Below are 18,502 nucleotides of genomic sequence, written 5' to 3' on the forward strand. Positions count from 1 at the left end.
CTTCGTACCTGACTAGTCAAAGTCATCTCGTCGCCGATTCGAATGATTTGGCCGTTTCGCGGTCAAGGCGGGAGCGTCGCAATGACGCCGAAAATCGACCATCTCGATGCGCAGCGCCGACACGTACCACCGGAGCACACCCCGCGCTTGCGGCTCAAGCCAAAGGCGCCGGCGAGCGGGTACGTCGATGGTGCGTGGTGGCCACACAGTGACGACCTCGCCGCAGAGCTGCCAGACCTGCTGTCGGTGCTGTCCGTTCGACTCGGACCGATTGGCCGCGTGGTCTACAACGTGAACGAATGGACAAGGCCACCCGCGAAATTCCTCACCGGAGGGCGAACGGTGCGACTCGACGGATATCGCCGTCAGCCGGTCAATACCGTCGGAGTCCTCGGCCTCAACGGTCCCAAAACCGTCTTGTTGGTCGTTTCACCGGATGCCGACCCAGACCGGGCGCATGCCATCATGATGACCGCGGCCCACCCAAGCGATGCTTCGACCGTCGAGGGCCTCATGATCGGCAGCGAGAAAACGGAAACCCGCGAATAGGGTCGTCACTTAAAGATCCTTGGCAATCAGTGAATCCGGCCGCAGGACGGCTTCATGCCGGGCCCGGACGGTGTCAATCCTGCGGGCCCTGAGGTAACGGCGCCACGCCAGCGCGCCGCGAGCGGCGCACTTCGAACATCTGCTCGCCGCGGGCCGTGCGGACAATGCAGTCGGCTGTGTGGAAAGCGTGCGAATCGCGGTGTGCCGCATACACTGGCAGGCCGGCGGCGCGGCGCAAGACCATTACCGCGAGGGCGGTACCGGTCCGGTGGGGGACGATCAGCAGCTTCGCCCGCGCATCACGGCCATCGACGGTCATGACGTGCGGGCGTGCGCCCAGTCCCCAATCCCAATTCAGGTCGTGCTGGCGTTGCAAAGATGACCAATTGACATTGATGTCGAGGACCTGCCCTAATGGCACGTCCAAGATAGACACCAATTCGGTCAGCTCTCGCGAGATCAGGCCGGTACGGGGCCACCATGCTCCATCGATCTTGTTCCCGAGTCGGCCGGCCAGGGTGAGGCGTACCGGGCTCGCGGACCGCCGTTCCCCACCCGAATTGATCGTGCGGGGAGTCGGGTCTTCAACCGAGAGCGTCGTCCCGTCGCGCGATTTCTCCACGGCCTCACTGCTGCGGCCTATTGTTCGATCCAGCTGGGCCCCAATATGATTGGTAAACGGCGTTGTGGGCTTCACGGGCAATCCTTCGCAGCTTGAAACGATCAACCCGCGAAACGGGGCCGACGGAGGAATTGCATTGCCCGTGATCTCGATGGGTAATTACTTCCAAAGGTAATCACTTCCGAGACTACCGCCGACAACGAAACAGCTCGTTACCGACGTTACGCCACTATCTGCTCCGGTGTCGCCGGCTGGACGGCTGCGCTCGGCCCGCCCGCGCGGTCCGCGGTCAACCACAAACTGTCACTTGCCGATTGAAAAGCCACGATGAGCAACGTGCACCGCGATTCATCGGCCGTCTCGCTGCCCGTGGGGTTATGCTTCCACTATCGTGGGTTTGTCGAGTACCGCCCTCTTCGGTAGCCGTCTGCGATAGCACGCTAGACGACGGGAGCGTCGCGGTGGCGCTTGTTACTTCCAGCCCTTCCAGCGCCACCCGATTGGTTCTCTGCGAACGTGACGCCACCCCCGCTGCGGTGGACGGGGCGTGGTGGCCAAAGAGCCTCGACCTGAGGCTAGAGCTACCCGACCTGCTTGCGGTTTTCGGTTTATGGATCGGCGCGGTGCACCGAGTCATTTACGACTCGAGCGCATGGTTGCCCGCGCCGGCGCGGCTTATTCGCCATAGCGAAATGGTCTCGTTGCATGCATATCGGCTGGTTTTCAGCGACACCATCTACCTCATGGGTACGCATTCGCGCGACGCGGTGTTGTTCGTGTTGGCGCCTTCGAATTCCGAGGAGGCGCAACGTGTGCTCGGCGAGGTCTCCTCTTGCGCACAACCGATGAATGCGGGACGGATGCGGCAACTTACGCGCCAATGCTATTCCGGCACCGACTTTTTCGAGGAACCGGCGCGATGACAAGTCGCCGCCCGGCTTCACCAGCCACCCGCGGAATGGCGGCGAAGGCACAAACAATACGGCCGTTCGGCATGGTGGGTCACATAATGACCCTCGCACTGCGCAACCTGCGCTATGGTGGTTATCACGGTTGACTCCCCAGCCGCTCGGAACCGTCCGGCGGCGATCTCTTAGAGGTCCCCGCTGCAACGGGTCTGCATTGCCCGGCTGATCCGACGGTAAACGGAGTTTGTGCGTCCGGATCGATAATGGCGGAGGCCCATTTCTCTGCGCCTCGCAGACAACACGCCGCACCTGGTAGTGATGCCGCATGCCTCACCCATTTCCCCGTATGCTTATACCTTTAGTTGGCCTGAATCCTTTGACTCGCTTCGACCGCAACGACGGCCCTTGGGGAGGAGCCTTGAAAGGGACGGGCTTCCGCGGCATCCATCCGTGTGCCGGCGCTCAAGTGATTGCGGCCGGCTCAATACTTCGACGCTGGAGTCATCACGCGTGCGCGCTGCCGAACGCTTCACCTCGAAGTGGAAGGTCGACGCGGCACCGAAGCCAAAGGAATGGCCTTGAGTAGATTCACCGAGACCATGTATGACACCGCCCAATCCAGCTCGAAAGGTCTGGTCACCGGCGAGCCGAACTGCCCGGTCCGGCATACCTGGGGCGAGGTGCACGGGCGTGCCCGCCGGATCGCGGGTGGCTTGGCCGCCGCCGGCGTCGGCCCCGGTGATGCCGTCCCGGTCCTGGCCGGTGCCCCTGCCGAGATCGCACCCACCGGGCAGGGCGTCTGGATGCGCGGCGCCAGCCTCACCATGCTTCACCAACCCACTCCCCGGACCGACCTTCGCCGTTGGGCCGATGAGACCATCGCCGTCATCAAAATGATCGGTGCCACAACGGTCGTCATCTCCGACCCATTCATGGCCGCGGCCCCACTGCTGTCCCAGCTGGGAATGCGAGTACTCCAGATCGAGGGGCTGCTCGACAGCCGACCAATCGGTCCGGTCGAGACCGCCGAAGACGACGTTGCGCTGCTGCAGTTGACCTCGGGCTCCACCGGGTCGCCCAAGGCGGTACGGATCTCACACCGCAATGTCGTTTCCAACGCCGAGGCGATGTTCCTCGGCGCAAACGTCGACATCGATACCGACGTGATCGTGAGCTGGCTGCCTCTGTTCCACGACATGGGCATGACCGGGTTCTTAACCGTGCCAATGTATTTCGGCGCAGAACTGGTCAAGGTCACGCCGATGGACTTCCTTCGCGACACGTTGTTGTGGGCCAGGCTCATCGACAAGTACAGGGGCACGATGACCGCGGCGCCGAACTTCGCTTACACGCTGTTCGCCAAACGCCTTCGCAAGCTGGCCCGGCCCGGCCAGTTCGATCTGTCGACCCTGAGATGGGCCCTCTCGGGTGCCGAACAGGTCGAGCCCGCCGACGTCGAGGAGCTCTGTGAAGCTGGCAAGCCGTTCGGCTTACGTCCGGACGCGATCCTGCCCGCATACGGCATGGCCGAAACCACCGTGGCCGTGTCGTTCTCCGATTGCGGCGCAGGCCTATTGATCGACGAGGTCGACGCCGACCTGCTCGCCGTGCTGCACCGAGCGGTCCCTGCCACCAAGGGCAAAACCCGGCGACTGGCCACGCTTGGACGTCTGCTCGAGGGGCTCGAGGCGCGCATCGTCGACGAAGACGGCGCCATCCTGCCCGCCCGGGCTGTCGGCGTCATAGAGGTGCGTGGTGAGCCGGTGACGCTCGGTTACGAAACGATCGCCGGATTCGTCGCGGCACAAGACGAACAAGGCTGGTACGACACCGGCGATCTGGGCTACTTCACCGAGACGGGCCGCCTTGTAGTCTGCGGCCGTGTCAAGGACGTCATCATCATGGCCGGGCGAAACATTTACCCGGCCGACATCGAACGCGCCGCCACGCGAGTTTGCGGGGTCCGGCCAGGAGGCGCCGTGGCGGTACGACTGGAGGCAGGTCATTCGCGCGAGACGTTCGCCGTGGCCGTGGAATGCGAGAATTGGCAGACCCCGGCCGAGGTGCGCCGCATCGAGCAGCAGGTGGCACACGAAGTGGTCGCGGAGGTCGATGTCCGACCCCGCAACGTGGTCGTGCTCGAACCGGGAACGATCCCCAAGACGCCATCGGGCAAGCTCCGGCGCGCCCACGCGTTGGCGCTCGTCGGCTGAAGTCCTCCGGGCGCGGCGAAGAGTAGATTTGTCGTTCATCCGCGGCACGGGAGGAGGGCACGTGACCGAGTTCGATGCCCAACCCGGTCGCAAAACGCCACCAAAGCCCGACCTCTCCCCCACCGAACGCGAGGCTGACGAGGCCGATTTGCATGCCGGGCTCAACCGAGTGGCCGCACTCGTGGCCGGCGCGCAGGGGGTGATGGACCTGCTGCGAGACGTCGCGGAGTTCGCCGCGCAAGCGATCCCCGGCGTCGACGGTGCGGGCGTCGCATTGATCGATCAACGTCTCGGCATTCCCAGCGCCCAGACCTGGGCAGCGACCCAGTTACTGGTCCAGGAGATCGACACCATTCAGTACGAAGAGCTGAACGAGGGGCCGTGCATCACCTGCATGCAGTCCCGGCGACCCACGGTCAGCGGCTCGCTGGGCAGCGACAGTCGTTGGCCGCATTTCGGTGGACGCGTGGCCCGGATGCGCATCCACTCCGCGCTGGCGCTGCCGCTCGTCGTCGGCGATGAGCTGATCGGCTCGATCAACGCCTATGCGACCCGCCGGGACGCCTTTGCCGAGCACGCCGTCCGGTTGGGAGCCCAGTTCGCCAAGCCCGCGGCGGTCTCGGTTTACAACGCGCAGTTGTTGGCCAGCGCACAGGAACGGTCAACGCGACTGCAGCGCGCGCTGAACAGCCGCGCAGTGATCGATCAGGCGATCGGCATCATCCGTAGCCGGTCGGGCGCCAACGCCGAGGAGGCCTTCCAACGCCTCTCCCGCATCAGCCAGGTTGAGAACATCAAGCTGCACGCAGTCGCCGAGCGGTTGGTCGACGAGGCCGTGCGGCGAGCCCGGTCGCGGCACCACTGAACCGCTTAATGCGCTGGCCCGGCGGCTAGTTCGGCCAGGGCGGCCAGCAGGATAGGGCGGGAATCCCGATCGGTCATCAATCGGCTCGCAACGTCGGTCAGGCGTTGGCGTTCGGCCCGCGCATAGGTGCGCAACAGGTGGAACGCCTCCTCGACCGGCACATCCAGCGTTTCGTGCAGGAACCCCTTGGCTTGCTCGATGATGACGCGGCTGGTCAGCGCGGATCGCAGCCGCGGCACCACGGTGGCCGGGGTCGGTGGATGCTCCTGCAGAATCGCGACGCACGCGATGTGGGTCAGCGTTTGGCCAACGAGCAGATCGGCGCCGTTGAGCTCGCCGCTGCGGGTGCCGAATAGACCGAGCGCGCCCAACACGAGTCCGGCTGCCCGCATCGGGACCGCGTGCACCGAGGCGAAGCCCGCATCGAGTGCGGCCGGAACAAATCGTGGCCACCGCTCCGTCGCCAGTTGAATGTCGGCGATGGAGACCGGTTCGCCGGTGGCGTAGCAGTCCACGCACGGACCTTGGTCGGCTTGCAGCTCGAAGAGTTCTATCTCGCGGGCCTGTCGCGAGGTGGCGGCCAACAAGCGAAGCTGACGGAGCGGATCGGCGAGCAGGAACCCGGCGGCCTCGATGTCGAGCAGCTCGGCGCAACGCTCCGTGAGCCCCGTCAGCAATTCGACCACGTCGAAGTCGTCGAGCAGGCTATCGACCAGCGAAACGACGGCGTTCAGCACGCGGGTTTCCCGGGGGGTATCAGTCACGACGTGCCTCCTTTCAAAAATTTTGAGTCCGCCAAACGCGCACTAGTCCGGCTCGAGCCTCACGCGGCCGTCGAGAATGTCGCGGGCGACGTCGGTAGCGCTGCGACCGGTCGCGTAGGCGTGGGCCCTCAGCCGGACCAATGCCTCGGCAGGCTCAAGCTCCAGCTGGGCGACCAGCACGCCGGTGGCCTGGCTGACCTCCGCGCGGCTCAACACGTTGAGTTCGGCCCACGCATTGCTGTCGGGATCGCTAACGGCGGCCTGCAAGTCGCCTTCCAACAAATCCAACAGCGGGATGGCGGCGAGCTCCGCGGCGGCAACCGCACCGACTAAGGCCTCGTCAGGCAGCGGGCCCGGTTCCGTCCGGAACAGGTCGAGCGCGCCGACGAATTCGCCGGCCACGACGACGGGTATCGCGTGGACGCCCCTGATCTCGTTGGCCAGCATGGCGGGCCCATACGCGGACCAGCGAGTCTCTGCGGGATCGGCGAGATCGACGACCAGAATCGGAATTCTCCGGTTGACAGCGTCCAGGCACGGTCCCTCCCCGAGTACGAACTGGAGTTCGTCGTACTCGCGTGCCGCCTTGTCGCTGGCGCCCAGGGTTCCGCTGCTCGCGCCGTCGAAAACGAGCGAAATCGCCGCTGCGGCAACGTCGAACAGATTTACGCAGGCATCGCACAAGCGGTCAGCCGCGTCTACCCCCCGCCGGCCATCGACGGCGGCGAGGAGCTGCTCGTGGATCGCCACATTCAGCCGAACGGAGGCCGGCCGGCCGCAGAAGCGCCCGCGGATCCCGGCGAGGATGTCATTTGCCCACCCTTCCACTAATCGCGACGCCTGACGAGCCACGATCAGATTCGCGATTGACCATCGGCGTCCGCAAGAGAATCGTCAACGTGATCGCCGGGACGATCCCACGAGGTGGCCACAGGTCAAAACCACGACGATTCGGGAGAGCAATGAGTTCTGAACATGCGATAGAGAAAGTGCCGCTGTCGGAGATCCGCGAGGGTGACATGCTGCAAGATCCCACGACGGGCAGGTGGATCAAGGTGACGCGCACGGCCGATGACACCGCCAGCGGGCCCCATCGCGTCTATTACGGCGACGGCGGCGAAGAGATCGATGCGCGGTATGTCACGGGCCTCGTCAATCGCCAGGTTCGGGAGTAACGAAACCCGCTCACCCGCGCAATGGGGTTAACGTTGAGCGGAAATGCACGTCGAACATGACCATCGAATAGGCCGTGTTCGGGATAACCGGCGAAGAGAACATCGTCAATCGACGTGCATCAACGGGCTGTTTCGGGGCCCCGGGAATTCGACAATCGCATGTTGCCCGTGAGGGGAAGATACAAAGAAAATCCTCTGATTTCTTCGCAGCCGGGGAGTCGCTTGTGATCACTTTGGACCGCTTGGTGAATGTCCTGGGCGGTTATGGGGTCCGGCTGCGTTGGTCGTCAGTGCCCAGGTCGACCGAGCTGCGCAGCGTGGTCATCCACGAGGTGGCTACCAAGCGGGCCGTGCTGGGCGACGTACTGCTGGCAATCGACGCCGGCTCGCTCGATGAAGCGGTCTGCTGGGCGAGCTCGGCACATGCAGTTGTGGTGTTGACGCGCGACAATGCCGAGCCGATGACGTTGGACGAGGACACCCGGGTCGGTGCGGTGATGCTGGTCGACGAGTCGCTCTCGTGGAGCGAGGTGGCCGCGGTCATCTACGGGCTGGTGTTGGAGGGCCGCGAAACCGCCGCCGGTCGAGGCCCGACGGATCTGTTCGCCCTGGCGGATAGCCTGGCGGACGCCGTCGGCAGCCCCGTTGTCATTCACGATGCACTGTTGCGCGTGCTCGCGTATTCACGGCTCCAGCAACACGCCGACCCGGCTCAGGCCGAGATCATTCTGGGCCGACAGACTCCGGACCGGCTGCGCGCCCTGTTCGATGCCCGTGGCGTATTCGCCCATCTGACGAACTCGGACGAGCCGTTGTTCGTCGAGGGCGATGCGGAGTCCGGCATGACCGGGCGCATGGTCGCGGCGGTGCGCTCCGGCCGAGAACTGATGGGGTCGGTCTGGGTAGCCTGCTCCAATCCGCTGGAGGAAACGCGGAGGGACGCCTTGGCCGAGGGCGCGCAGACGGTGGCCCTGCACCTACTGCGGTCCCAGGCCAGCGCCGACCTCGAGCGTCAGGTCGAATCCGAACTGGTGATCCGGTTACTGGAAGGCAGCGCTGACTCCGCCACGGCGGCAAGCAAGCTCGGCCTGCCGCAGAGCGGTTTGCGGGTGATCGCCCTGCAGGCGTCCGTCGGGGCCAAACGCGACGCCGCCCTGCTGTTGGCGTTCGAGCGCGCCACCGCCGGCTTCGGCTGGTCGCGTCCCGGTCGCAGCGCCTTGGCAGGCAACACCATCTACACCGTGCTGCCCGGAGAGCAGGCCTCGGTGGCGCGCCACTGGGTCGTCGGTCTCGGAGCGGCCCTACCCGAAGGGGTGGCTTTGTTGGCCGGCGTCAGCGGGCCGGCCGCGGTGACCGATCTGGCCGCTGCGCGTCAGGAGGCCGACGAATGCCTGGCGTTGCACGAGGCATCGCCTGGATCCGCGCCCCCCGCCTACGACGAATCGTGGGATGACATCCTGCTGCAGCGGTTGCGGACCGCGGCGCGAGCCGGCCGGTCTCCGACTCGTGGACCCGTGGCCGAGCTGGGCCGCCACGACCGCGCTCACGGAACCGACTACCTCGCCACGCTGCGGGCGTGGCTAGGGGCGCTCGGCGACCCGGCCGAAGCCGGTGAGCGACTGGGAGTACACGAAAACACGGTGCGTTACCGGCTCCGCAAGATGGCCGAAATCACCAATCTCCCATTGGATGACGCCAGGAAGCGGCTGGCCATGATGATCGAACTCGCGGCCACCGATATCGATTGAGCGAACCCTGTCGTAATCCGACAATGAGCGGCGGCGCCATTGTCGGACCTCGGCAATCCGTGCGGCGTCCACCCGCGCCACCATCGAGGTGAACAACCCACGGCCTTTACCCGATCCGTCGATAGGACATCCGATGACTACCCCGCGTCACGACGATCGACCGCCGTGCCCGCGCGGGCCGGGCGACCACGCCGTGCTGGAGACGTTCACCGTGCCGTTGCCGCGAAGGCTGTTCTCTCGGCTGTTCGGTCGCAACCCGCTGCTACGGGCAAGCGACCGGGTCGAGGCGCTGCTCCTGGTGCTGGCCGTCGCGGTGTCACTGTTCGCCGTACCGATCGCCGCCGCCGTCGGCACCGCGGTCTATGACTCGCGGAGCCGCATTTACGCGGAGCAGGTCCAAACTCGCAGCCGGGTGACCGCGACGGTCGTAGCGGACAGCCACGCCCCGAGGAAATTCGACAGCCGGACGGTCCAGATGCCTGCCCAATGGGATTTCGCCGGGGCAGCGCGCACTGGAGACATTGCCGCACCCCCCGCGGCCAAAGTCGGTGACGAGGTCGAGATCTGGGTCGATGCTCACGGTTCGCCGCTGACCCGGCCGAATCTGTCGCCGCGCACCGAGGCGGTCACGATCGCGGTCGCGATCTGGGGTGCCGTAAGCGCCGCGGTAGCCGCTTCGTTCGCCGGCGCCCGGCACGCCCTCGACCAAGCCCGTTACACCCGCTGGCAGCACGACTTCGACCGATTGGTCGGGCAACGGTGAGCTGAGGAAGGCGACCAGCCATCGGACACCCAGTCCCCGCAGTAGCGCCTGCGGGGATTGGGGCTGTTCGGCGCAGGTTCTCCCGGCAAATCGCGTTGTCGGGTCCGAACAATGGCGTATGCCGCGGTTGTTCATTTGATGCAAGCGCCTTGGAGTCCAAGCAGGCCACCATGGAGGTACCGGTTCGGAATCCAGAAGCAGAGGTGTGCGGTGAGCGACGGACGCGACGTATCGCTTTGGCGGACAACGTATCTCCTCCATAGCGCGGCAAACCGGACGTCGCGGCGCCGCATGGTGATTCCGACGCACGCTTGCCCCTCACGGGCTCCGCGTCGTCAGGGACGGCTGCCACACGCCGGCCCGTCCCTGACGACATCCCTACTCAGTAAAGGAAACAACGCGATGACCAGATGTGCACCTGTCTCTATAACGCCGCAGCACCGGCGCCGCCTGCAGGACGAACTCGCCGCGCTGCGCTCCCGGCGGAGCATCGAAGTCCCGGACGACGCCATGGATTACGGCGGGCACCGCGGCGCGCGCCCCGCGGCACGGGCAAAACGCATCCGCGAGATCGAGGACCTGCTCGCCACGGCCGTAGTGCGTGACGATCCCGCACGCGAGCGGAGCGCGGGCCCGGGCATGGTGGTGACCATCCGATACGACGCCAACGGTGAAACAGAAACGCTGCTGCTCGGCCGGCGGGGCGCAGAAGGCGCCGACATCAAGGTGTATTCGATGGCGTCGCCGCTGGGCCGGTGTATCGCCGGCGCTCGCCCCGGCGAGCAGCGCATCTATGCGATTCCGCATGACACCGGGCGGCCCGTGACCCTGCTCAGGGTCGTTCCGTATCGGGCTGCATCACCAGATGCGCAAACCCGCAACGATTTCGGTCGTCATACGTTCGGGAACGGAGTCTCGGACCGGCAGCCATTGACCACCATTGAGGGAAAGGGGAACGAACATGACTAGCGTGCAGCCCGTGTGGCTCACGCCGCAGGCCTACGTGCGGCTCCAGCGGGAGTTAGCCACCCTGCGGGAGTCGCGTGGCAGCAACGCGTTTGGCGAAGACGCTGACGAGGGCGCGACGGCTGTCCAGTGCGCATGGCGGCTGCGGATTCAACGGATCCATGACCTGTTGGTCAACGCCGTCGTCGGCGAGGATCCGCCCGACGACGGGGTCGCCGAACCCGGCATGGTCTTGACCGTCCGCTACGACGACACCGGTGACGTCGAGACCTTCCTGCTGGGCGCGCGCGGCGCCGAGTACGGCGACGTGGAGGTCTATTCGGTTAATTCCCCGCTGGGAGCGGCCATCACGGGGGCGCGTCCCGGTGAGCAGCGCAGGTACGTGCTGCCCAGCGGTGACGGACTCACCGTCACGCTGCTGGACGCAGTGCCATACGGCATCCACCTCGCCGGCACGAACTGATGCCGGCCACGAAGCCCGCAATGCCTAGTGCTTGTGGATCGCAATCGGTTGTGCTGGCATGCTATTCGAGGTAGTCGACCCGCTGGTGATGATGTTCCTTCTGTTGGCAGCGCTTTTTCTGATCATGGCGCTTGCTTATGGGCGAATGTGACGGTTCCATACCCGCGCCCCGCGCTGCGCCAGGCTCCCACGCGCCAGCCTCGTATACGCACCCGCGACCACCGGCCAGGCCATCGCGGCCGCCATGGCACCGGCGAGGCCAGCGGCTGAGTCATCCCGGACTAGCTCCGCCGTGGGGTAAAGTCGGCCAAACCGGGACCCAATCAGGCCCCCATACGAAGGGCCAGTGATGTCCGACAAGTCTCCTCGACAATCCATGACCAAGAAGTCCGGAAAATCATTGAAGGAGAAGCGCGCCGACAAGCGGGGGAAGTCGGCCAGTGCCGCGTCCACCGATTCGGTACTTCACGACAAGAAGCGCTGAGCGCGGCGCCTTGGTGCTCACCGCCTACTAGCGCCATCTCCTTCGATCGCGCTTAGCACCGAGTATTGCCGTCGCTAATCCCCGGTGCCGTACATCGTGCCCGGTACCCGACAAGCGCGCTCGTCTCGCGACCTTCCGGAATCTGTCCTCGGACGCCGTCTCCGGCGCGTCATCGGCGGTAGCGGACAAGCACCAGTCCGGAAGCGCCAACTTACAGATGGTGCGCGCGGTGAGCAGGTTCTGGCGCAGCAACGAGCCGGTCGTGTACGGCAAGTCGTAGGTGACGCACAGGGCGCGCACCTGCTCGGCGATCTCCGGGTAGCGGTTGCTGGGCAGGTCGGGATAGAGGTGATGTTCGATTTGATAGCAGAGATTTCCAGTCATGAACGCCAGCACCCGCCCGGCCCGGAAGTTGGCCGTGCCCAACATTTGTCGCAGATACCATTCGGGCTTGGTCTCATCGTCGAGAACTGCCGGCGTGAATTTCTCCGCACCGTCGGCGAAGTGACCGCAGAAGATGACGACGCATGCCCACACGTTGCGCAGCCCGTTGGCAACCACGTTGGCGGTGAGCGTGCTCCCCCACCGCCGGCGGCTCAACGCGGGGAAGAGGACGTAATCCTTGCCGGCCTGGCGAGCAACCTTGCGCAGGAGTGCTGCCTTGTGGGCCGACCTTCGGGCGTCCGTCTCATCACGATCCTGCACTGAATACAAGCCGTGCAGTGCGACACCCCACTCGAACAAGAGCGCCAACAGCACCGCGCGGAACGGCTGCGCCAACGCGTGCGGCCGCCATGGCTCGTCTCGAGTGACCCGCATGACTCCGAATCCGAGGTCGTCGTCGACACCCACCACGTTCGCGAAAACGTGGTGCCGGTAGTTGTGGGAGTACTGCCACTGCGACATCAGACCGGCCATGTCCCACTCCCAGGTACTGGAATGGATTTCGGGGTCGTTCATCCAATCCCATTGACCGTGGCTGATGTTATGGCCGAGTTCCATGTTCTCGATGCACTTGGCCGCGGCCAGGGTGGCGGTTCCGACGCTCCAGCCAAACTTGCCTTTACTGCCGGCGATGGCCAGCCTCGCCGCGATCTCGAGGGCGCGGTGAAAGGCAATGGCGCGCTTGATGTATGCGCGATCCCTGGCGCCGCGCGAAGCCTCGATATCGCGGCGTATCGCTTCCAGCGCGGCTGCGAGCTCCTCGAGGTCCGTGCCGCTCAGGTGGGCGTATTCGGAGACTTCAGTGATGGCCATCTAGGCGGGGCACGATTCGCGCCCGGCGGCATGCGACGGCCGCGCAACGACGCGCAGCCAGGAGAGGTTTGCGAACCGCAGCATTCTGGGTCACGTCCGATCTTGTTGGGGGAACACGGGGATTGCCGCAAGGTGAGCTCTCAATTGGCACAGCAGAACGGCGGCAACGAGCCACCGTCGTCGCCGCCCTCACCACCGGAGTTGGGCGGTGCGGCGACCTGTCCGGAACCCAGAGGTCCGGCGGAAGGCTGAGCCATCTGCTTAAGCACCTGTCTTTTCGGCTCTACGCCGTGACTGCTGACCGTAGACCTACCGACAAGATTCCCGCAACACGATGGCGCGTAGACCTCCGGCAGCGGGCGACGGTCGAACGCAAGCTTGCCGCCGTCCTCGACGACGCCGACGCCCCGGCAATTCATCCGGATAGGCTGGTGGCCTGAACGCTGTGCTCACAGGGGAGGTAACAACATGCCCGCACCGCCAGCCGAGGTATTCGACCGCCTGCGTCAGCTCGCCGCGATCAAAGACCCCGCCGCACGCCAGAGGCGGACCATCGACGAGGTCTTCACCGGCAAGCCGCTGACCACGATCCCCATCGGCACGGCCGAAGACGTCGAGGCGGCATTCGCTGAGGCGCGGGCGGCTCAGACCGACTGGGCGAACCGCCCGGTCTCCGAGCGCATCGATGTCATCAGCCGGTATCGCGACCTGGTCGTCGAGAACCGCGAGTTCCTGATGGATCTCCTGCAAGCCGAGGCCGGAAAGGCCCGCTGGGCGGCACAGGAGGAAATCGTCGATCTGATGGCGAATGCGAACTACTACGTGCGCGTCGCCGCCGACCTTTTGAAACCGCGCAAGGTGCAGGCGCTGCTCCCGGCGATCGGCAAGACCACGGTGGTCTACCAGCCCAAGGGCGTGGTCGGGGTGATCTCGCCGTGGAACTACCCCATGACGCTGACGGCGTCCGACTCGGTGCCGGCGCTGCTGGCGGGCAACGCGGTGGTGCTCAAGCCGGACAGCCAGACCCCATATTGCGCGCTGGCGTGTGCCGAGCTCTTGTACGAGGCCGGCCTGCCGCGAGCCCTCTACGCGATCGTGCCCGGGCCGGGCTCGGTGGTCGGCACTGCCATCATCGACAACTGTGACTACTTGATGTTCACCGGCTCGACCGCCACCGGCAGGCAGCTCGCCGAACACGCGGGCCGTCGGCTGATCGGCTTCTCGGCCGAACTCGGGGGCAAGAACGCGATGATCGTCACCCGGGGCGCCAACCTCGACAAGGCCGCCAAGGCGGCCACCCGCGCGTGCTTCTCGAACGCCGGCCAGTTGTGCATCTCCATCGAACGGATTTACGTCGAGAAGGACATCGCCGACGACTTCGTCGGCAAGTTCGGCGCCGCGGTGCGCAACATGAAATTGGGCACCGCGTACGACTTCTCGGTCGACATGGGGAGCCTGATCTCCGCGGGTCAGCTTGACACCGTGACCGACCACGTCGACGACGCGAAAGCCAAGGGCGCCAAAGTGATTGCGGGCGGCAACGCGCGGCCCGACATCGGGCCGCTGTTCTACGAGCCCACGGTGCTCGCCGACGTCACGCCGGAAATGGAGTGTGCGGCCAACGAGACGTTCGGGCCGGTCGTGTCGATCTACCCCGTCGCCGACGTGGATGAAGCCGTCGAAAAGGCCAACGCCACCGAGTACGGGCTCAACGCCAGCGTGTGGGCCGGCTCCTCCGCGGAGGGCGAGCAAATCGCCGCCCGGCTGCGGTCGGGAACGGTGAATGTGAACGAGGGTTACGCGTTCGCATGGGGCAGCTTGGGTGCCCCGATGGGCGGGATGGGGCAGTCCGGCGTCGGCCGCCGACACGGTGCCGAGGGCCTGCTGAAGTACACCGAGTCGCAGACGATCGCGACCGCGCGCGTGTTCAATCTCGATCCGCCGCTTGGCATTCCGGGAACGCTGTGGCAGAAGTCGCTAGTCCCCGTCGTGCGCGCGATGATGAGGCTTCCCGGGCGGAACTGACTTCCGGCTTTCACGTTCGCAACTACCGCATTCAGTCCTGTCGGCGGGCCGTTTTGGATTACTTCGCGGTCTTCTGCCATCGGTATGGCAAATCCGCGTTACGCTCCTCGATATAGCGTCACATCGCACGTCAGGAGCCCGCCATGAAGGCCGATGCGAAGCAATATGAGGAAGACGCTCGTCGGTTACGCCAGTACGCCACCTTCGACAACTTCTCCGATGCTGACCTGCTGAGCCTCGCCCGAGCAGCGCATCGCACTGCGACGTCGGCCCCATTGCCCCTGATTCATGAACAGACGCCCTCGGACTCCTGCTACATCCTGCTCAGCGGGGAGGTGGGTGTGTACATCGGGCGGGACCGCGTCGCCGTCCTGGGTCCGGGCGAGGTGATCGGCGAATCCGCACTCCACCGTGGGAAACTGCGTTCTGCGACCGTGACGACGATGGGGCCGGCCGAGGTCTTGCGTATCGAACGCGCTGATCTCGCCAGAATGCTCGACGAGATACCGGCACTTCGCGAAATCATCGACACATCCGTGGCGCGACACGTGCCGGTAGAGCTGCCGCCGAAGCCAAAACCAGCGCGCACGAGGTTGGACGTCTCAGTCCGCACCGAGTTGGTCGAGCGGTTTGAGCAAACCGCCAACAGCGCGGGTGTGGACGTAGTGACCGCAGTTGAGGACGCGCTTAATCAGTGGGTCGAACGGAACACCACCGCGTAGCCACTGCGCAAGAAGCGCCCAAAGCCTTTCCGACGTGTTTTCAATCTCGTTCCGCCCCTTAACCTTCCGCACACTCCACGACGAAGGTCGGTGCTGGGCGACGGTGCGGACGGTGGCGGCGTTTTCCGGCCGGGGCCGACGGCGCGCCCGCCGCCCCCGCTGAGCAGGATTGACCAGGATCTACTACCGTGCGTAGTATCCGGGTATCCCGCCGGCACAAGGGGGTGCAGCGTGAGGTGGAGTTTCGCCCAGATCGGGCTGCTGATCATTTGCGTTTTTCATGTCGTTCAGGCGGTGATCGGCCTCATCGTCAATCCCAGCTTCGCGACCGGCCCCGCCGCGCCGACCGTCCAGCTACTCGGGATGGACTACAACGGCTGGCATGCCGTCGCCGGTCTCGCGTTGTTCGCTCCCGGTTTGGTGTTGGCGCTGCGCAAGTCCTGGGCCGTGCTGTATCTGCTGCTCGCCGCGATAGCCGGTGCGCTGCCGGGCATTTGGGCTTTCTTCTCGCATCAAGTGGCTTATGTCTTCACCTTCCCCAACAACACCACCGACGCGGTGGTGCACTTGGTGACCGCGGGGGTGATGGTCGCCGTGGCGGCCGTGCAGATTCGACTGGATGGTGGGCTGAAGAACTCGCTCGCCGATCTCCGGAAAGTGCGGTAGCTCGCCGCCCGGAGACTATTCGGCGAATAGCGTATTGAGCTCGTCGAAGCTCGCGGCTCCGGTTAGTCCCTCGAAGGACCCGCCCTCAATCAGCTTCCGCGCGGCGGCCAGGAACGCACCCCACGCGACCCGACTGAAAGCGGAGCCGACGCTGATCCGTCGCACCCCCAGCTCCGCGAGGTCCGTCACCGTCAGCCCCGCGTCGGAAGACACCAGGACGTTGACCGGATACGGAGCCACCGCGTCGACGAGACTGGCGATGTCCGCTTTGGTCCGGATCCCCGGCGCGAAGAGCACCTCGGCTCCCGCCTCGGCGTAAGCCTGCAGCCGCCTGATGGCCTCGGCGAGGGGGTCGGGGTGGCCGTAGAGGAAGCATTCCGCGCGGCCGGTCAGCATGACGTCGACTCCCGAGTCGTCGATCGCCGAACGCGCAGCGCGAACGCGATCGGCCGCCTCGGCCAGCTCGAAGAGCGGCGAGCCGGCGATGCCGGTGCCGTCTTCGACGGAGAGGCCGGCTACGCCAGTGGCCACGCAGCGCGCCACATTGTGCGCGAGCTCGCCCGCATCTTGGGCATAACCGGCCTGGAAATCGGCGTTGACGGGCACACCGACCGCGGCCACTATTTCGGCGATGTTGTTCAGTGCCTCGTCGACGGAGAGCGCGGTCACCGTGTCTGGCAGACCCCGCGCGAAACATAGTCCGGCGCTCGTAGTGGCCAGTGCCGGGAAGCCGAGCTTTGCGAGCGCGATTGCCGAACCGGCGTCCCACGGATTCGGGATGAGAAAACACCCCTGTTGATGTAGCCGGCGAAAACGGGCGCGGAGGTCGCCGTATGAGTCCACCACCCGATTATGCTCGCGCCGAAGTGAACTCGCCACGCCGCCGTCCGGTGCACCCTAGACGCGAAATAGCCTGTGCGCCTTGGTATTCAAACGAGGCGGAGCCGCGATTAACCGGGAACGCCCGGGAAGCCGACGGCGGTCGTCGGTGCGCCAGGAGCGGCGCCCGCCGGCCCGAGACGACTGGCGGCAAACGCCGCACCCTGGTCAATCATGGCCGCGTTGGTCGAGTACGTGTCGTGTGCGGCGAAGTTCATCCCGTCGGAGCAGATCGGGTCGCCCTGGGCGCATACCTGAATGGTCTTGGCCTGATAGAGCGGACCGATGACGACCGGCGGCTCGCCGAAAAAGTTCATCGCCTTTTCGCTTGGCAGTGCGAAGAGCACGACCGACGAGACGTGGTTGGCCACTTCGGGGTCCAGCGGTTTGGGCACGGCCGCCGGATCGATTCCAGCCGGTACGGCGGCCGAGGTGACGAAGCCCATCACGGCAGCGCCTTGGGAATAGCCGCCGAGCACCATCTTGGTATTGGGGCAGTCGTGCGCCGTCGAAACGACATGCGCCCCCGCGTCTCTGATCCCTTCCTCGCCAGCGTTCGTCCAGTCGTGGGTGGCGGGGTAGTTGATGGGATAGACGTCTAGCGATTCTGCGCCGACGCGCGGGCGCAGGGTGTCGATGAACGCCTGTCCGGTCGGGCCAAGACCCGGCGGGTCATCCGTGCCGCGGGCGAACAGCACTTGCACGTCCGGGCATGGCTCGGCGGAAGCGAACGGAATTGCAGAAGCGAGGATCGGAGCGCTGACGCCCGCCGCCGCGACGACCGCGGGAGCAAGGAAGTGGACTACGTGACGTGCGGTCATGGCCGTGTGTGCCCAACACATGCGGTTTCTAAACCACGAGTTTTCGTGCGCTGACCAGCGTCGTCGAATTGTATTGCCGGCTAGCCATCCTCGACGAGCTCTGCGAGGAACGCGGGTAACCGCCCGGCGCCAAAGTCATAGAACCGCGCCCAGAGCGGCTCGATCGAGATGCGCACCATCTGCTTGTACGTCGACCGCACGTTGCGTTCGAAGTCGGCGAGTTGCGGTTCGTCCATCGAGCTTTTCGCCGCCGCGAGATATTCCTCGGTGACGCCGTCGACGGTTTGCAGTGTGGCTAGCCCGCGTACCAGGAGGGCCTGCGCCTCTTCCGGTGCGGAGCCGGTGTCGATCGTCAGTGCCACTTGCGGACGTGCCGATAGCGCTCGCGCTTTCGGGGCGGTGGATGCGGTGGAGACGACGATGCGTTCGCCGGTCCAGTAAAAACCGACCGGGACGACTCGCGGGAAACCATCGTGCCCGTTGTAGGCAAGCCGGGCCATGGAGCCGGAGAGCAGCTTCTGTGCCCCGGCGAGGGCGAGCTCCTCGGCCAACTGCTGGGTGTTCATCACATTCGTAGTCCTACCCGGTAGGACCCGGGCGGACACTCAGCTG

General features: G+C 65.4%; 19 protein-coding genes. 12 read left to right on the forward strand and 7 right to left on the reverse strand.

The features are described 5' to 3' along the window. The first annotated feature begins 81 nt into the window (after positions 1-81). Complete coding sequence (locus A5773_RS22845; protein WP_066946100.1) at positions 82-549, forward strand: DUF5994 family protein; 468 nt, start codon at positions 82-84, stop codon at positions 547-549. A 73-nt stretch (positions 550-622) separates the two neighbouring features. On the opposite strand, the gene A5773_RS22850 is transcribed toward A5773_RS22845, so the two are convergent. Next, positions 623-1,246, reverse strand: a complete 624-nt coding sequence (locus tag A5773_RS22850) for a DUF5994 family protein (RefSeq protein ID WP_231989249.1) — start codon at positions 1,244-1,246, stop codon at positions 623-625. A 386-nt stretch (positions 1,247-1,632) separates the two neighbouring features. Here A5773_RS22850 and A5773_RS22855 point away from each other — a divergent pair, with 386 nt between their 5' ends. The 3 genes from A5773_RS22855 to A5773_RS22865 all read left to right on the forward strand — a co-directional run bounded on the left by A5773_RS22855 (position 1,633) and on the right by A5773_RS22865 (position 5,157). Then, positions 1,633-2,094 carry a DUF5994 family protein gene (locus tag A5773_RS22855; RefSeq protein WP_066946102.1) on the forward strand — a complete coding sequence of 154 codons (462 nt, stop codon included), beginning with the start codon at positions 1,633-1,635 and terminating at the stop codon, positions 2,092-2,094. Between the two features lie 563 nt (positions 2,095-2,657). After that, positions 2,658-4,292 (forward strand): fatty acyl-AMP ligase, encoded by a 1,635-nt coding sequence (locus A5773_RS22860; protein WP_066946253.1) that lies wholly within the window; start codon positions 2,658-2,660, stop codon positions 4,290-4,292. Between the two features lie 61 nt (positions 4,293-4,353). After that, entirely contained in the window at positions 4,354-5,157 is an 804-nt protein-coding gene (locus A5773_RS22865; RefSeq protein ID WP_066946105.1) for a GAF and ANTAR domain-containing protein, read from the forward strand. Positions 5,158-5,162: 5 nt separating this feature from the next. Here the strand turns inward: A5773_RS22865 and A5773_RS22870 are convergent, their stop codons facing one another. Together A5773_RS22870 and A5773_RS22875 are read right to left on the reverse strand one after the other, a co-directional pair. Beyond that, complete coding sequence (locus tag A5773_RS22870; protein WP_066946108.1) at positions 5,163-5,921, reverse strand: GAF and ANTAR domain-containing protein; 759 nt, start codon at positions 5,919-5,921, stop codon at positions 5,163-5,165. 42 nt (positions 5,922-5,963) lie between these two features. Continuing rightward, positions 5,964-6,671, reverse strand: a complete 708-nt coding sequence (locus tag A5773_RS22875) for a GAF and ANTAR domain-containing protein (protein WP_067792805.1) — start codon at positions 6,669-6,671, stop codon at positions 5,964-5,966. A gap of 212 nt (positions 6,672-6,883) precedes the next feature. Between A5773_RS22875 and A5773_RS22880 the strand changes: the two genes are divergently transcribed. The 5 genes from A5773_RS22880 (at position 6,884) to A5773_RS22900 (ending at position 11,036) form a co-directional block, all read left to right on the forward strand. After that, positions 6,884-7,096 carry a hypothetical protein gene (locus A5773_RS22880; protein WP_156659147.1) on the forward strand — a complete coding sequence of 71 codons (213 nt, stop codon included), beginning with the start codon at positions 6,884-6,886 and terminating at the stop codon, positions 7,094-7,096. A 224-nt stretch (positions 7,097-7,320) separates the two neighbouring features. Next, on the forward strand, positions 7,321-8,844 hold the full coding sequence (locus A5773_RS22885; RefSeq protein WP_066946113.1) for a CdaR family transcriptional regulator: 1,524 nt from the start codon (positions 7,321-7,323) through the stop codon (positions 8,842-8,844). Positions 8,845-8,977: 133 nt separating this feature from the next. Beyond that, positions 8,978-9,607, forward strand: coding sequence for a hypothetical protein (locus A5773_RS22890; RefSeq protein WP_066946116.1), 630 nt, complete (start codon positions 8,978-8,980; stop codon positions 9,605-9,607). A 402-nt stretch (positions 9,608-10,009) separates the two neighbouring features. Continuing rightward, positions 10,010-10,576, forward strand: coding sequence for a GreA/GreB family elongation factor (locus A5773_RS22895; RefSeq protein ID WP_082948356.1), 567 nt, complete (start codon positions 10,010-10,012; stop codon positions 10,574-10,576). Then, positions 10,569-11,036, forward strand: coding sequence for a GreA/GreB family elongation factor (locus tag A5773_RS22900; RefSeq protein ID WP_066946119.1), 468 nt, complete (start codon positions 10,569-10,571; stop codon positions 11,034-11,036). The genes A5773_RS22895 and A5773_RS22900 overlap by 8 nt, the downstream gene beginning before the upstream one ends. A 511-nt stretch (positions 11,037-11,547) precedes the next feature. Here A5773_RS22900 and A5773_RS22905 read toward each other — a convergent pair. Continuing rightward, positions 11,548-12,777, reverse strand: coding sequence for an acyl-CoA desaturase (locus A5773_RS22905; protein WP_066946122.1), 1,230 nt, complete (start codon positions 12,775-12,777; stop codon positions 11,548-11,550). A gap of 468 nt (positions 12,778-13,245) precedes the next feature. Between A5773_RS22905 and A5773_RS22910 the strand changes: the two genes are divergently transcribed. From A5773_RS22910 to A5773_RS22920, 3 genes are all read left to right on the forward strand, one after another. Next, positions 13,246-14,802, forward strand: coding sequence for a succinic semialdehyde dehydrogenase (locus A5773_RS22910; protein WP_066946125.1), 1,557 nt, complete (start codon positions 13,246-13,248; stop codon positions 14,800-14,802). A gap of 143 nt (positions 14,803-14,945) precedes the next feature. Further along, positions 14,946-15,524 carry a cyclic nucleotide-binding domain-containing protein gene (locus A5773_RS22915; protein WP_067792771.1) on the forward strand — a complete coding sequence of 193 codons (579 nt, stop codon included), beginning with the start codon at positions 14,946-14,948 and terminating at the stop codon, positions 15,522-15,524. A gap of 231 nt (positions 15,525-15,755) precedes the next feature. Beyond that, entirely contained in the window at positions 15,756-16,190 is a 435-nt protein-coding gene (locus A5773_RS22920; protein ID WP_067792774.1) for a DUF4383 domain-containing protein, read from the forward strand. Between the two features lie 15 nt (positions 16,191-16,205). Here the strand turns inward: A5773_RS22920 and A5773_RS22925 are convergent, their stop codons facing one another. From A5773_RS22925 to A5773_RS22935, 3 genes are all read right to left on the reverse strand, one after another. Further along, entirely contained in the window at positions 16,206-17,033 is an 828-nt protein-coding gene (locus A5773_RS22925) for an isocitrate lyase/phosphoenolpyruvate mutase family protein (RefSeq protein ID WP_067792808.1), read from the reverse strand. Between the two features lie 107 nt (positions 17,034-17,140). Further along, the gene (locus A5773_RS22930) at positions 17,141-17,890 is read right to left on the reverse strand and encodes a cutinase family protein (protein ID WP_067792777.1); all 750 of its coding nucleotides are present in this window, start codon (positions 17,888-17,890) and stop codon (positions 17,141-17,143) included. An 80-nt stretch (positions 17,891-17,970) separates the two neighbouring features. Then, positions 17,971-18,456, reverse strand: coding sequence for a pyridoxamine 5'-phosphate oxidase family protein (locus tag A5773_RS22935; protein ID WP_067792780.1), 486 nt, complete (start codon positions 18,454-18,456; stop codon positions 17,971-17,973). Positions 18,457-18,502 lie beyond the last annotated feature (46 nt).

It is taken from the genome of Mycobacterium sp. 852014-52450_SCH5900713, from assembly GCF_001667075.1.
Taxonomy (GTDB): domain Bacteria; phylum Actinomycetota; class Actinomycetes; order Mycobacteriales; family Mycobacteriaceae; genus Mycobacterium.

Excerpts from the sequence above, each read along its gene's own strand:
- A5773_RS22845 (WP_066946100.1), top strand. The coding sequence starts at position 82 with ATGACGCCGAAAATCGACCATCTCGATGCGCAGCGCCGACACGTACCA.
- A5773_RS22880 (WP_156659147.1), top strand. The coding sequence starts at position 6,884 with ATGAGTTCTGAACATGCGATAGAGAAAGTGCCGCTGTCGGAGATCCGC.
- A5773_RS22890 (WP_066946116.1), top strand. The coding sequence starts at position 8,978 with ATGACTACCCCGCGTCACGACGATCGACCGCCGTGCCCGCGCGGGCCG.
- A5773_RS22895 (WP_082948356.1), top strand. The coding sequence starts at position 10,010 with ATGACCAGATGTGCACCTGTCTCTATAACGCCGCAGCACCGGCGCCGC.
- A5773_RS22900 (WP_066946119.1), top strand. The coding sequence starts at position 10,569 with ATGACTAGCGTGCAGCCCGTGTGGCTCACGCCGCAGGCCTACGTGCGG.
- A5773_RS22905 (WP_066946122.1), bottom strand. The coding sequence starts at position 12,777 with ATGGCCATCACTGAAGTCTCCGAATACGCCCACCTGAGCGGCACGGAC.
- A5773_RS22910 (WP_066946125.1), top strand. The coding sequence starts at position 13,246 with ATGCCCGCACCGCCAGCCGAGGTATTCGACCGCCTGCGTCAGCTCGCC.
- A5773_RS22915 (WP_067792771.1), top strand. The coding sequence starts at position 14,946 with ATGAAGGCCGATGCGAAGCAATATGAGGAAGACGCTCGTCGGTTACGC.
- A5773_RS22930 (WP_067792777.1), bottom strand. The coding sequence starts at position 17,890 with ATGACCGCACGTCACGTAGTCCACTTCCTTGCTCCCGCGGTCGTCGCG.
- A5773_RS22935 (WP_067792780.1), bottom strand. The coding sequence starts at position 18,456 with ATGAACACCCAGCAGTTGGCCGAGGAGCTCGCCCTCGCCGGGGCACAG.